Annotated in this window: 17 protein-coding genes; 14 read left to right on the forward strand and 3 right to left on the reverse strand. The window is 37.7% G+C overall.

What is annotated here, in order from left to right; genetic code table 11:
• Positions 1 to 13: 13 nt before the first annotated feature.
• Genes H0S70_RS08540 through ruvB form a run of 3 tightly spaced genes read right to left on the reverse strand, consistent with a single transcriptional unit; the run spans position 14 to position 2,084 of the window.
• A complete protein-coding gene (locus tag H0S70_RS08540; protein WP_188320509.1) occupies positions 14 to 619 on the reverse strand; it encodes an FMN-binding negative transcriptional regulator in 606 nt (201 codons plus the stop codon).
• A 36-nt stretch (positions 620 to 655) separates the two neighbouring features.
• Positions 656 to 1,027, reverse strand: a complete 372-nt coding sequence (locus H0S70_RS08545) for a four helix bundle protein (RefSeq protein WP_188320510.1) — start codon at positions 1,025 to 1,027, stop codon at positions 656 to 658.
• A gap of 34 nt (positions 1,028 to 1,061) precedes the next feature.
• Positions 1,062 to 2,084, reverse strand: a complete 1,023-nt coding sequence (ruvB, locus tag H0S70_RS08550) for a Holliday junction branch migration DNA helicase RuvB (protein WP_123248795.1) — start codon at positions 2,082 to 2,084, stop codon at positions 1,062 to 1,064.
• 149 nt (positions 2,085 to 2,233) lie between these two features.
• On the opposite strand from ruvB, the gene hutI reads away from it, so the two are divergent.
• From hutI to guaB, 14 genes are all read left to right on the forward strand, one after another.
• Entirely contained in the window at positions 2,234 to 3,457 is a 1,224-nt protein-coding gene (hutI, locus tag H0S70_RS08555) for an imidazolonepropionase (RefSeq protein ID WP_188320511.1), read from the forward strand.
• A gap of 36 nt (positions 3,458 to 3,493) precedes the next feature.
• Positions 3,494 to 3,775 (forward strand): 1,2-phenylacetyl-CoA epoxidase subunit PaaB, encoded by a 282-nt coding sequence (gene paaB, locus H0S70_RS08560; RefSeq protein WP_031502947.1) that lies wholly within the window; start codon positions 3,494 to 3,496, stop codon positions 3,773 to 3,775.
• Between the two features lie 84 nt (positions 3,776 to 3,859).
• A complete protein-coding gene (gene paaC, locus H0S70_RS08565; protein WP_188320512.1) occupies positions 3,860 to 4,609 on the forward strand; it encodes a 1,2-phenylacetyl-CoA epoxidase subunit PaaC in 750 nt (249 codons plus the stop codon).
• Positions 4,610 to 4,836: 227 nt separating this feature from the next.
• Positions 4,837 to 5,313 carry a 1,2-phenylacetyl-CoA epoxidase subunit PaaD gene (gene paaD / locus H0S70_RS08570; protein ID WP_394367289.1) on the forward strand — a complete coding sequence of 159 codons (477 nt, stop codon included), beginning with the start codon at positions 4,837 to 4,839 and terminating at the stop codon, positions 5,311 to 5,313.
• A gap of 126 nt (positions 5,314 to 5,439) precedes the next feature.
• Complete coding sequence (locus H0S70_RS08575; RefSeq protein WP_188320513.1) at positions 5,440 to 6,237, forward strand: enoyl-CoA hydratase/isomerase family protein; 798 nt, start codon at positions 5,440 to 5,442, stop codon at positions 6,235 to 6,237.
• A gap of 86 nt (positions 6,238 to 6,323) precedes the next feature.
• Positions 6,324 to 7,454, forward strand: coding sequence for a 3-hydroxyacyl-CoA dehydrogenase NAD-binding domain-containing protein (locus tag H0S70_RS08580; protein ID WP_188320514.1), 1,131 nt, complete (start codon positions 6,324 to 6,326; stop codon positions 7,452 to 7,454).
• Positions 7,455 to 7,587: 133 nt separating this feature from the next.
• Positions 7,588 to 8,001, forward strand: coding sequence for a PaaI family thioesterase (locus tag H0S70_RS08585; RefSeq protein WP_188320515.1), 414 nt, complete (start codon positions 7,588 to 7,590; stop codon positions 7,999 to 8,001).
• Positions 8,002 to 8,078: 77 nt separating this feature from the next.
• Complete coding sequence (locus tag H0S70_RS08590) at positions 8,079 to 8,372, forward strand: type II toxin-antitoxin system HigB family toxin (RefSeq protein ID WP_123248819.1); 294 nt, start codon at positions 8,079 to 8,081, stop codon at positions 8,370 to 8,372.
• A 4-nt stretch (positions 8,373 to 8,376) separates the two neighbouring features.
• The gene (locus H0S70_RS08595) at positions 8,377 to 8,733 is read left to right on the forward strand and encodes a helix-turn-helix domain-containing protein (protein ID WP_123248820.1); all 357 of its coding nucleotides are present in this window, start codon (positions 8,377 to 8,379) and stop codon (positions 8,731 to 8,733) included.
• Between the two features lie 108 nt (positions 8,734 to 8,841).
• A complete protein-coding gene (locus H0S70_RS08600) occupies positions 8,842 to 9,351 on the forward strand; it encodes an RNA polymerase sigma factor (protein WP_188320516.1) in 510 nt (169 codons plus the stop codon).
• The gene (locus H0S70_RS08605) at positions 9,326 to 9,994 is read left to right on the forward strand and encodes a hypothetical protein (RefSeq protein ID WP_188320517.1); all 669 of its coding nucleotides are present in this window, start codon (positions 9,326 to 9,328) and stop codon (positions 9,992 to 9,994) included. The genes H0S70_RS08600 and H0S70_RS08605 overlap by 26 nt, the downstream gene beginning before the upstream one ends.
• 11 nt (positions 9,995 to 10,005) lie before the next feature.
• Entirely contained in the window at positions 10,006 to 11,271 is a 1,266-nt protein-coding gene (locus H0S70_RS08610; protein ID WP_188320518.1) for a DUF4252 domain-containing protein, read from the forward strand.
• An 11-nt stretch (positions 11,272 to 11,282) separates the two neighbouring features.
• Positions 11,283 to 11,804 carry a DUF4252 domain-containing protein gene (locus H0S70_RS08615; protein ID WP_188320519.1) on the forward strand — a complete coding sequence of 174 codons (522 nt, stop codon included), beginning with the start codon at positions 11,283 to 11,285 and terminating at the stop codon, positions 11,802 to 11,804.
• Between the two features lie 133 nt (positions 11,805 to 11,937).
• On the forward strand, positions 11,938 to 13,398 hold the full coding sequence (guaB, locus tag H0S70_RS08620; protein ID WP_188320520.1) for an IMP dehydrogenase: 1,461 nt from the start codon (positions 11,938 to 11,940) through the stop codon (positions 13,396 to 13,398).
• Positions 13,399 to 13,461: the final 63 nt, after the last annotated feature.

Raw genomic sequence — 13,461 nt, forward strand, 5'->3', positions numbered from 1 at the left:
GCGTTCATTGCGTTTAAAGGGTTCTCCTTTTCTCAGCGATATTCTTCGAATTTTCATCCGAAGATTGCTCTAGTTCTTTAATAATGTTTTTAAAATCTTCTTCTTTTCTGTTCTGACTTAATTTATTAACAATGAATACTTCCGTGGGAAAAATATAAATCCCAAAAGCGCCTTTCATTTCATTTTTTACATATTCATCGTCCATATTTTCAACCAGCATCGGGCATTTTTGAGGTTTTTCATATTTAAAAGTCAGCTTTCGGAGATGTTCATAAAGTTCATCATCATTCATCAATTTCACTTTTCCACGGATTTGAACCGCCTCGTAATTCCATGTCGAAACATTTTGATGATTATACCAAGATGACGAAATATAAGAATGAGCGCCAAGAAAATCGCACAAAACTTCGTCGCCATCTTTCAGAACTTTTGCCTGAAAATTGGCTTTTGAAATATGAGTTTCCAGATAGAAATTCCCTTCATTTTCATTCACCAAAAACATGGAATGAGTCGCGGATAATTTTTCTTTATCCGAAATTAAAAGCGCAAAAGCGTTTTCACTGATAATTTTTCTCAGCAGATCTTGGTCTTCGCTTTTGTAGATATTGGGGATGTACATTTTTATAATGAATAATGAATAATTAAAAATGAATAATTAAGAATTTAGTTTTGAGGATTTGATGATTGAAGTCAGTAACCTAATTATTTCTTCTAGATTTAATTTCAAAGATTCAAATTCTACATCCTTGATATAATCAGTTCTATGAAGAAGTTTTATCCAATAAAAGGACTCATTTGCCTCTTTATATGAAATTTGCAATTTATAAATAAATTCTTTTTTACTAAAAGCCGCGATACCTTCTTCAATATTTGCACCTATGGAAGTACCGGATCTCAACAATTGTTTAGAAGGCGTTTTTTCATTTCTTTCGTAATAAAGAACTTTATATAAATTGACAATTCTAACTGAAAAATCGAAAGATTTACTTCGAATAATATTATCCTTTTCTTCAAATTTAGATTCCATTTTCAGATATTAATTATTAATTTTTAATTATTAATTAAAAAAGCTGATCCGGTCTTTTCGGTATGGAAATATTCAAATGTTGATACGCTTTTTCCGTTACTTCCCGTCCTCTCGGAGTTCTGATAATGAAACCTTCCTGAATGAGAAATGGTTCATAAACTTCTTCCAAGGTCTCCGGATTTTCGCCGATCGAAGTAGCCAAAGCCGAAATTCCCACTGGTTTTCCGCGGAAATTTTCGATCATCACGCGCATAATTTTATTGTCCATATCGTCCAATCCGAATTCATCAACATTTAATGAATTTAATGCGAATTTGGTAATTTCAATCTCGATTTCACCATTGCCTTTTATTTCCGCAAAATCCCGAACTCTTCTTAGCAGAGCGTTGGCAATTCTGGGCGTTCCACGGCTTCTTCGGGCGATTTCCAATGCAGCATCTTCATAAATCGGAACCCCGAGAACCCGCGCACTTCTTTCAATGATCATTCCCAAAAGTTCGACGGTGTAATATTCCAGCCGCGATTGGATTCCGAATCTTGCCAACATGGGTTTCGTCAGCATTCCGGAACGGGTAGTTGCGCCGACCAAGGTAAAAGGATTTAAGCCAATTTGTACGGAACGCGCATTGGGACCGCTCTCCAGCATGATATCGATTTTAAAATCTTCCATCGCGGAATACAGATATTCTTCCACAATCGGCGACAAACGGTGGATTTCATCAATAAACAGCACATCGTTTTCCTCCAAATTGGTGAGTAGTCCTGCCAAACTTCCGGGTTTATCCAAAACCGGACCCGAAGTAATTTTACAACCTACACCCAATTCATTCGCGATGATGTGGGCTAAAGTAGTTTTTCCCAATCCCGGTGGACCGTGCAAAAGAACATGATCCAGCGAGCCGCCGCGATTTTTGGCAGCCGCCACAAAAACTTCTAGATTGTCCAATGTTTTTCGTTGTCCGGCAAAATCCTGAAAACTCTGCGGACGGATTTTCTCTTCTTGTAACAATTCCTCTTCGGAAAAATTTTCTTGATCTGGGTGAAGAAAATCTGGCATTTTTTTGTTTTAAATTTAATGAATCAAAGATAATTCATTTTAATTACCTGAACACAAAACCCTTAATAAATCCACCATACATAAGCCTTAGTTTATACATTGATAAAAAAACTTTGCTGGCATAATGTTTAAATATTAAATTTACCAATATGAAAATAACTGGACCTTTCAAACAAATCGTGACGCTTGCCAATCTTCCTTTGCGCGGAAAGTTGGCAGATGAACAACTCGAAATCATCGAAAACGGAGGAATTCTCTCCGAAAACGGAAAGATCGTTGATGTTGGGGATTTTGAAGTTTTAAAAACAGCAAATCCAACCGCGGAAATTGAAGATATCATAGGAACGCAAGTTGCCCTTCCTGCTTTCACCGATGCACATACGCACATTTGTTTCGGCGGAAACCGTGCAAACGATTTTGCGATGCGAAATGCCGGAAAAACCTATCTCGAAATTGCCGAAAGTGGCGGTGGAATCTGGAGTTCCGTGCAACATACGAGAGCAGCTTCGGAGGACGAATTGCTAAAAACAACTTTAGAAAGAATCAATTTTCTAATTTCTTTGGGAATTACCACGATCGAAATAAAATCCGGTTATGGTTTGGATGTGGAAAACGAGCTGAAAATGCTCCGCGTGATTAAAAAAGCGCAAAATTTCACCAAAGCAACCTTAGTTCCGACTTGCCTTTCTGCCCATTTGAAACCACGAGATTTCGAAGGTGATAATGTGGAATATCTTCAATATATTTTAAATGAAATTTTACCGAAAGTAAAAGAAGAAAATCTGGCAAAAAGGGTTGATATTTTCATTGAAAAATCTGCATTTCAGCCGGAAGAAAGCCGAAATTTCCTACTGAAAGCGAAAGAAATGGACTTTGAAATTACCGTTCACGCTGATCAGTTTACACCCGGAAGTTCGAGGATTGCAGTGGAAGTTGGCGCAAAATCAGCCGATCATTTGGAAGCCACGGCGGATGAAGACATCGATTTTATCGCCTCATCGGAAACGGTGGCGATTGCTCTTCCCGGAGCGAGTTTAGGTTTGGGAGAGAAATTTTCACCGGCAAGAAAAATTTTAGATAAAAATGGCATTTTAGCGATCGCATCCGACTGGAATCCGGGTTCCGCGCCAATGGGAAATCTTATTACCCAAGCTTCCATTCTGGCGACCTTCGAGAAACTTTCTACGGCAGAAGTTTTGGCGGGAATTACGTTCCGGTCGGCTTTTGCGCTTGGTTTGGAAGATCGTGGCCAGCTTGAAAAAGGTAAAAAAGCAGATTTTGTCACCTTCAAAACCGACAATTTCCAGAATATTCTTTACCAACAAGGTAGCCTGAATGCAGCAAAAGTTTTCGTTGACGGAGAAAAAATTTAATAAAATTAATTATCTTAACGCCTCAAAAATTATACAATGAGCAACTTAGAAATGTGGGAAGTTTTCATCCAGACAAAACCCGGACTTTCCCATAAACACGCAGGAACCGTGCAAGCTGCAACTGCCGAAATGGCACTTCAGGCAGCAAGAGATGTGTACACCAGAAGAATGGAAGGAACCTCGATTTGGGTAGTTCCGAGCAAATATATGGTAACATCCGAAGGTGTAGATAAGGAAGCATTTTTCGATCCGGCAGACGATAAATTATATCGCCATCCCACTTTTTACGAGATCCCAAACGACGTGAAAAATATGTAAATTCTTAGAAACAAGATTCAAGCACAAAGAATCAGAACCAACAATCTGGACTTTTAATCCTTGGCTCTTCAATCTCAAATAAAAATGAACCCACTTTTTAATTATCTCTTAAAACTTGCCGATGACACGCTGATTTTCGGACAAAGATTGGGCGAACTTACTGGTCAGGGTCCGTATCTCGAAGAAGATATTGCACTGACGAATATCGCGCTGGACTATCTTGGCCAATCGAGCAATTTTTATAAATATGCCGCTCAAATTCAAAATGAAGGCAGAACCGAGGACGATTTGGCATTTCTTCGTCTGGAAAAAGAATACTTGAATTGCCAACTATCAGAGCTTCCCAATGGTGACTACGCAAACACAATTTTGAAAGTTTATTTCTTTTCGCTGTATCAAAAAATCGTTTATGAAGCATTAATGAAAAGCAGCGACGAACAAATTTCTGCGATTGCAGAAAAATCTTTGAAAGAAGTGAAATACCACTATACCCACACTTCGACTTGGGTGAAAATGTTTGCCGGCGGAACCGAAGAAAGCAAGACACGACTGAAAAACGCTGTGGAAAACCTTTGGGAATACACTGCCGGAATGTTCGCGGAAACAAGTGGTGAAAAGGATTTGGCTAATTTACACATCGTTCCGAATTCCGAGAAACTTCATGAAATTTGGAAGGAAAAAGTAACCGAAGATTTTAACAATTTCGGCATTGAAATCCCGGAAAACGCATTCATGCAGAAAGGTTCCAGAACCGGTTATCACACGGAATATTTTGGTTACATTCTTTGCGAATTGCAATATATGCAGCGAACTTACCCGAATTGTGTTTGGTAATTTTAGTTGATAGTTGATAGTTGATAGTTGATAGTTGATAGTTGATAGTTGCAAAATTATTAGTTTTGAACTTTTATGAACTTTTGAAAAACTCAATTTTCGTTTTAAATTTTTGTGACTTTTGTGGTTTAAAAAAGCAGATTTCAATCTTACTTATTTGCACTTTAAACAGAATCAAATTGCAACTTAAATAAAGACTTTTGTGACTTTTGTGGTAAAAAAATACTGTGATCAAAATAGAACAAGACTTATTCAAACTCCTTTCGCAAATTCCCGATCCCGAAATTCCCGTGATCAACATCGTAGAACTGGGGATTGTGCGCGATGCAAAAATGATTTCTGAAAATGAAGCGGAAATAGTGATTACACCGACGTATTCGGCTTGTCCGGCGATGTTTAATATTGAAGAAGACATTATTAAATTATTCAAAGAAAAAGGAATTTCCGCAAAAATAATCACCAAAATTTCTCCCATTTGGACAACCGACTGGATTACTGATGAAGCACGCGAGAAACTCAGAAATTACGGAATTACGCCACCCGAAAAAGGAAACCACGAAGATCATTTGAATATTCCAAAAAAATGCCCAAGATGCGGCTCCGAAAACACCAAACAAATCAGCCGTTTCGGTTCCACACTTTGCAAAGCGAGTTATCAATGCAACGATTGTTTGGAACCTTTCGATTATTTTAAATGTCATTAATTCAATTTGAAAATTTCATTATTCAAAGCATTATAACCTTCATTTTTCTTAATAATTAAACTTTATCTTTGTGAAAACGCATGATTTTCAAACCAAACTCATTGTTAAATTTTCAAATTAAAAACTATGTACACTCAACTCGAAATAGAATCTCTTCTGGAAGGTAAACTTCAAATCGCTTACCTCAATCAGCCCGAAACTTTCAACAGTTTAAACAAAATTTTACTCAAAGAACTGCGAACCTTTGTTCATGAAGCTTCGAAAAACCCAGAAGTACGTTGTATCGCGATTTCTGGTCGTGGAAAAGCGTTTTGTTCCGGACAAAATTTGAAAGAAGCATTATCATTAGGAAACGCTGAAGACGACCGAATTATCCAAAGAATAGTGATCGATTATTACAATCCGTTGGTGAAAGAAATTGCACATGCAAAAAAACCGGTAGTTTCTTTGGTAAACGGTGCCGCAGTTGGAGCCGGAGCCATGTTGGCATTGATTTGTGATATATCTTTAGCTACAGAATCATCTTATTTTTCGCAGGCATTTGTGAATATTGGTTTGATTCCAGATACGGGAGGAACATATTGGTTACCAAAACTTTTAGGCCGTCAACAAGCAAATTATTTGGCGTTTACCGGGAAAAAACTTTCCGCAACCGAAGCGAAAAATATGGGCTTAATTGCTGATGTTTTCCCTGATGAAAATTTCATGGAAAGTGCGATGGAAGTGCTTACAACACTTTCAAATTTACCTACGAAAGCAATTGCATTAACGAAAAAAGCCTTCAATGAATCTTATGAAAATTCCCTCAGCGAACAGCTCGACATCGAAGGAATTTTGCAGCAAGAAGCTGCTGAAACAGAAGATTTCCGAGAAGGAGTTACCGCTTTTTTAGAAAAAAGAAAACCAAATTACAAAGGAAAATAGGGGAAGTTTAACAATTTACCAATGTAACAATCTACCAATCTTGCGTTTTGATTGTTACATTGGTAGATTTTCACATTTTTACATTTATGAAAATTGGAATAATAGGTTCCGGAACGATGGGGATTGGAATTGCACAAGTTGCGGCAACTTCCGGATGCGACGTGTTTTTGTATGATACCAATTCTGCACAAACCGAAAAATCTTTATTAATTTTAAAAAACACTTTACATAGATTGGTCGAAAAACAGAAAATTTCAGCTGAAAAAAGCGAAGAAGTTTTCAACAAAATAAAACCTTGCAACGATCTTCAGGATTTTGCAACTTGTGATTTGGTCATTGAAGCGATTGTTGAAAACAAAGAAATTAAAACCAAAGTTTTTCAAAATTTAGAAGAAATAGTTTCCGAAAATTGTGTGATTTCGAGCAATACCTCTTCGATTTCTATCACTTCCCTATCTTCGGAACTGAAAAATCCGGAACGTTTTATCGGAATTCATTTTTTCAATCCGGCGCCGCTGATGCCTTTGGTAGAAATCATTCCCGGACTTTTAACGAAAGTAAATTTAGCTGACGAGATTTTTAGTTTAATAAAAAGCTGGGGAAAAACTCCGGTGATAGCGAAAGATGTTCCCGGATTTATCGTGAACCGAATTGCCCGACCTTTTTATGGTGAAGCTTTAAGAATTGCCGAAGAACACATCGCTACTCCCGAACAAATCGACGATGCGATGCGAACTTTGGGAAATTTCAAAATGGGACCATTTGAATTGATGGATTTAATTGGAATTGATGTTAATTTTTCGGTGACAAAAACTGTTTATCAGGATTATTTTTACGATCCAAAATACAAACCGAGTTTGCTGCAGCAAAGAATGAGCGAGGCGAAATTACTCGGAAGAAAAACCGGAAAAGGGTTTTACGATTATGCAGAAAACGCTCAAAATCCTGTCGCAGAAAAGAATGAAGAGTTGTATCAGCAAATTTTTATGAGAATCATTTCAATGCTCATCAACGAAGCGGTAGAAGCGAAAAGATTGAAAATTGCCAACGATGAAGATTTGGAATTGGCGATGCAAAAAGGCGTGAATTACCCGAAAGGACTGCTCGCCTGGGGAAAAGAAATCGGTTACGGGAAAATTTCTGAGACGCTTCAGAAGCTTTACGATGTATATCAGGAAGAACGATATCGACAAAGCCCTGCACTTCGTACAATGTAACAATGTAACAATGTAGAAAATGTAACAATGTGAAAATGTAACAATGTGAAAATGGGCAATTTAGGATTGAATATTCTCATTACAAAATTGATAAATTGGTAAACCGGTAGATTGGTAAATTGAAAATTAAATTATGACTTCACACGAAACTGCCCAATACATGCTCAATCAGGATGCCTTCTCACAATGGATGGGAATAAAACTCATTGAAGTCCGCGAAAAATACTGCCTGATCGAAATGCCGGTAAAACGGGAAATGATCAACGGACTGAAAACCGTTCACGGCGGTATTACTTTTTCCTTCGCCGATTCAGCACTGGCTTTTTCAAGCAACAATACCAACGAAGCTTCGGTCGCATTGAATTGCACCATTAATTTCACCAAAGCCGTGAAAATGGGTGATATTTTGAGAGCGGAAAGCGTACTAATTTCCGATACGAGAAAAACCGGAATTTACGACATCAAAATCACCAACCAAAAACAGGAATTGGTCGCTGCTTTTCGGGGAACAGTTTATAAAATTGATAAGAAGGTGACAAATTTGTAAATTCAATTCTCATAAAAATATTTCACAATTCCCATTTTGGGAATTTTTTTGTTATATTTGTATCAAATTATTTGGTTTTGAGAGTGATAGCGAAAAAAATTCTTCGTGAATTTTGGGAAAAACACAATGATTGTGAGCAGCAACTAAAATCGTGGTTTAAGGAAGCAAGCGTTGCAGAGTGGAAAAATGCTCACGATATCAAAAGTGAATATCCAAGTGCAAGTATTTTAAATGATCAAAGAATCGTCTTTAATATTAAAGGAAATCATTATCGCCTCATTGTGAAACTCAATTACGATTATCAAATGATCTGGATTCGATTTATTGGTACTCACGCCGAATATGATAAAATTGACGCCAACGAAATTTAAAAAAATGGAAATTAAACCAATCAAAACTGAACAAGATTATTCCGATGCATTAATGAGATTGGAAGAAATTTTTGATGCAAAAAAAGGAACAAAAGAAGGCGACGAATTAGAAGTTTTAGGAATTCTCATTGAAAAATATGAAGATGAAAACTTTCCGATTGATTTGCCAGATCCTATTGAAGCAATAAAATTCCGGATGGAACAAATGGATTATTCCCAAAATGATTTGGCAAAAGTTATCGGTTTGAAAAGCCGGGCCAGTGAAATTTTAAATAAGAAAAGAAAACTTTCTTTGGAAATGATCAGAAACCTGCATTCCATCATGAAAATCCCCTCAGAAGTACTCCTTCAGGCCTATTAATCTTAGAAAATAATGATCAAAACTCAACTTCAAAAGCAATTTTTGAAGTTTTTTTTATTTTGATGTAACATATTTCCGAACTTCGTTGTCTTACCTATAAACTAAACTATGACTCACGCAATCTTTAAAGAAACGGTATTCTGTCTCAAGGATGAGATGTATCGTTTTGCAAAAAGATTTGTGATGAGCAGTGACGAAGCCGAAGATATTGTACAGGATTTAATGATAAAATTCTGGCAAAAAAAAGAAGAATTGGCCACATTCGGAAACCTGAAATCATACGCGATGAAATCGGTAAAAAACGAATGCCTGAACCGGCTAAAGCATCACGATGTGAAAATGGGTTTTGCAGATTTTCAATTTCACCGGAGCGAGCTTTACCAAATCGAAACCAATAATTTGAAAGATCAAATTCTAGGCTTCATCAGGCAACTGCCGGAGAAACAAAAAGCCGTGATTCACCTGAAAGATGTTGAAGAATATGAAATCTCGGAAATCGCAAAAATGTTGGAAATGGAAGAAAACGCAGTACGAATAAATTTAATGCGGGCTCGACAAAAAATTAAAGAACAAATCACCCAATTGATGAATTATGAAAACCGACAAATCACAGGATAAATACAACGAAATCTTCCAAGAGCTCAGGGAAGAAAAGATGAACTGGGATTTCGAAGATTTCTTGGCGGAAGCTGAAAAAGAAAAAAATCCCATCACTGAAGTTTCAGAAAAGAAAAGCGCGTCTTTCCCGAAGTTATATTGGATGGCGGCGAGTGTAGTACTGCTTGTTTCCATGGGAGTTTTCTATAATGTTTCCAACCAAAATAAGATTGATGAACAAGATCAATTGGTGAAAAATGAAATCTTAAAACAAAAAAATGATTTCGGTAAAGGCAACGAGATTGTCGCGATCAATAACGCCAAAGATTCCCTGAAAACAACTTCTGATAGTTTAGTTACCGATTCAGTATCCATCAACTATGGTGAAGATGTAATAGACAAAATTCTTCCGAAAAGAGGTAGAATAAAAAGACAGGCGCGGCCGCTGTTTGTCGATAATTCCACACCTGAAAAATCTGCAACGGGCAAAACTGCCCAAAATCCCGAATACCAATCCAACTACGTGATTATCAACGGGCAAAAAATAGAAAACGAACAGGAAGCCATCGATTTAACGAAATATTCGTTCCGAATTCTTTCTGATAACGTTTCTAAAACAGTAGCTTCGACTGAAGCAGTGAACAGCTTTATTAATGATTACTAAAATTTAAAATCATGAAAAAATTACTCGTAATATTCGCCCTTACTTTCTCGTATTTTATCCAAATAAATGCCCAGAAAGACAAATTAGATCAGCTTTTTGATAAATACCAGGAATCCGAAGGGGTTACCTCCATCAAAATTGCAAAACCGATGTTCAACATGCTCAACAAGCTGAATATTAACGATTCTGAACTCGACCAAATCAAACCTTTGCTCAGCAAAATCAATGGTTTACGAATCCTTATTGTAGAAAAACCGACCGAAGCAACCAATACGGGAAGCCAAAACAAAACAAATTTAGGCAATTTTCAAAGTCTTCAATCCGACATTAACAATTCCATCAAAAACATGAAATATGAAGAATTGATGTCTGTGAACAGCAAAGACAATAAAATTAAATTCCTTTCTTCTGATGCAACCAACGGAATTTTGGACAATTTGCTTTTAAATATCAGTTCTGAAGGGAATACCGTTTTAATGATGCTCGATGGGAAAATTTCTATGGAGGATGTGAACAAGCTGATCAACGAGACGCAAATATATGCAACGGGTGGATCGGATGGCAATAACTCTTCAACTTCATCCGGCTCGGCAAGAGAAGAAGTACGTAAAGTTGCCAGTTTCAGTGGCATTCAGGTTTCATCGGGAATCAATGTTTCCTTCACTCAGGATGCTAAACAAAAAGTAGTGGTAGATTCCGACAGACCGGAGTTTGTAAAAACCGAAGTTGTAGGTGATATTTTGAAAATTTATATCGATAACAATAATAACCGAAATCTGAAATTCAAAAAACTGAGTGTGACTGTCTCTGCTCCGGAGCTGAGCAAAATCGCGGTAAATTCAGGTGCCAGTTTTAACACATTGAATACCATAAAAAGCAATTATTTTCAGATTGCCGCAACTTCGGGGGCAAATCTGAAAGCCGACCTAGACACGAAGGGAAAAGTAGAACTCTCCGCAACTTCAGGTTCAAACGTAAGGCTAAACGTAAATGCCGACGAGCTGGAAATGAGTGCGACCAGCGGTTCTTCAGCTACATTATACGGAAAAATAAAAGAAACAACTTTCGATGTTTCCAGCGCGGCCACAGTGAACGCACAGGATCTGGAAACACAGAAATCACAAATCAACGCTTCTTCAGCAGCAAATATAAAAGTGAACGCAACTGAAAACATTAACGTTACCGGAACCTCGGGTGCGAGTGTAAAATACCGCAGCAACAATAATGTAAAGCGTAATGCAGAACTTTCTGGCGGAGCATCAATGAAACCTTTGTAAAAACTTTCACCATGAAAAATTTGATCCTTATTCCGGTAGCTTTATTACTGCTGAGTCTGCAATCCTGCATCGTATCGAGTTCACCAAAAATGGGCTTTTTCGACAATCCTCATTACGACTACGGCGGTGCCAAATTTACCAGTATAAATGTGCCCATGTTTCTCGCGAAACCCCTCGTGAAAAAAGCTTTGAAAGAAGATGGCGAAAGCGAAGAACTCATTAACCTCATCAAAAAAGTTTCAGATGTAAAGGTGATGACCGTGGAAAATGGCAACAAGGAAATATTGGGTGATTTTGCCAAATACCTTACTTCCAATAATTTTGAGGAATGGATGACCGTAAAAAAAGCCAATGAAACCATTAATTTCCAAGCGAAACAAAGCGGTGATGTGATTAAAAAATTGATGATCACTGTGCATTCCGGAAAGGAATTGGTTTTTGTAGATGTCACAGGAAAATTCACGCCCGATGATATCTCGCGAATCATCAATTATTCCGAAAAAAATGATGTAAAAAAAATGACTTTGAAATAAAAAATAGAAATAACAGTAGCGCTTTTGCTGTTATTTTTTTTAAAGATAACATTGCTTGATCACTTTTTTTATAATAAAAAATACTCAATTTCGATTTTCCAAAAAAAAAACATAATTTTGCAAGAAAGTAAAGATGTCTATTCACAACAAAATCGTAGAAACGGCCATCACTTTCGATGATGTTCTACTTATCCCTTCTTACTCAGAAGTTCTGCCTAATCAGGTTTCCCTTAAATCAAGACTTTCCGATAAAATTACGCTCAATGCGCCGATCGTTTCCGCTGCAATGGATACGGTTACCGAAGCCGAAATGGCCATTGCAATGGCGAGAGTTGGCGGAATTGGTTTCATTCACAAAAACATGCCCATTGCCGAACAAGCCGCACAAGTTTACCGCGTAAAACGTTCGGAAAACGGAATGATTTCGGATCCGGTGACTTTGTCCAAAGATCACACTTTAGCTCAGGCAAAAGAAATGATGGCTAATTTCAAAATTTCCGGACTTCCCGTGGTTGATGCTGATAACAAACTTATCGGAATCATCACCAACAGAGATGTGAAATACCAAGAAAACCTAGAAGCCAAGGTAGAAGAATTGATGACCAAAGACCACCTCATCACTTCCGATAAAGAAACCAATCTCGAACAAGCCAAAGCGATCCTTCTTCAAAATAGAGTAGAAAAACTTCCAATTGTAGACAAAGAATTCAAATTGGTGGGTTTAATTACGATTAAAGATATCGACAATCAATTGGAATATCCCAATGCCAATAAAGACCAAAACGGTCGCCTCATCGTTGGAGCAGGCGTTGGTGTTGGCGAAGATACGATGGATCGCGTTGCGGCATTGGTAAAAGCCGGTGTCGACATTATTGCAGTTGATTCTGCTCATGGCCATTCGAAAGGAGTTTTAGATAAAATTAAAGAAATCCGCACTGGTTTCCCAGATCTGGATATTATTGGTGGAAATATCGTGACTGCAGACGCTGCAAAAGACCTCATCGAAGCAGGTGCAAATGTGCTGAAAGTAGGTGTTGGTCCTGGTTCAATCTGTACTACCCGAGTTGTTGCCGGTGTTGGTGTTCCTCAACTTTCTGCTATTTATAATGTTTTTGAATATGCGAAAACCAAAAATGTAGCCGTAATTGCTGATGGTGGAATTAAACTTTCAGGCGATATTGTGAAAGCGCTTGCTTCCGGTGCAAACGCTGTGATGCTGGGATCTTTACTCGCGGGAACCGATGAAGCTCCGGGTGAAGAAATTATTTTCCAAGGAAGAAAATTCAAAGCATATCAAGGAATGGGCTCACTTTCCGCAATGAGACGTGGTGGAAAAGAAAGATATTTCCAAAGTGAAGCCAAAAAATTCGTTCCAGAAGGAATTGAAGGCCGAGTTCCTCACAAAGGAAAATTAGAAGAAGTTGTTTTCCAATTAACCGGCGGAATCCGCGCTGGAATGGGTTATTGCGGAACCAAAGACATCGATACGCTACAAAAAGACGGCAAAATGGTGATGATTACCGGAAGCGGGTTGAAAGAATCGCATCCTCACGACGTAATAATTACTCAAGAAGCGCCGAATTATTCTTTATAAAAAATCATTCAAAACATCAAAGGGTTGCCAATTTCGCAACCCTTTTTTTATGCTGTAATGTTG

This window comes from Chryseobacterium manosquense (assembly GCF_014623485.1).
In the GTDB taxonomy this organism is placed as follows: domain Bacteria; phylum Bacteroidota; class Bacteroidia; order Flavobacteriales; family Weeksellaceae; genus Kaistella; species Kaistella haifensis.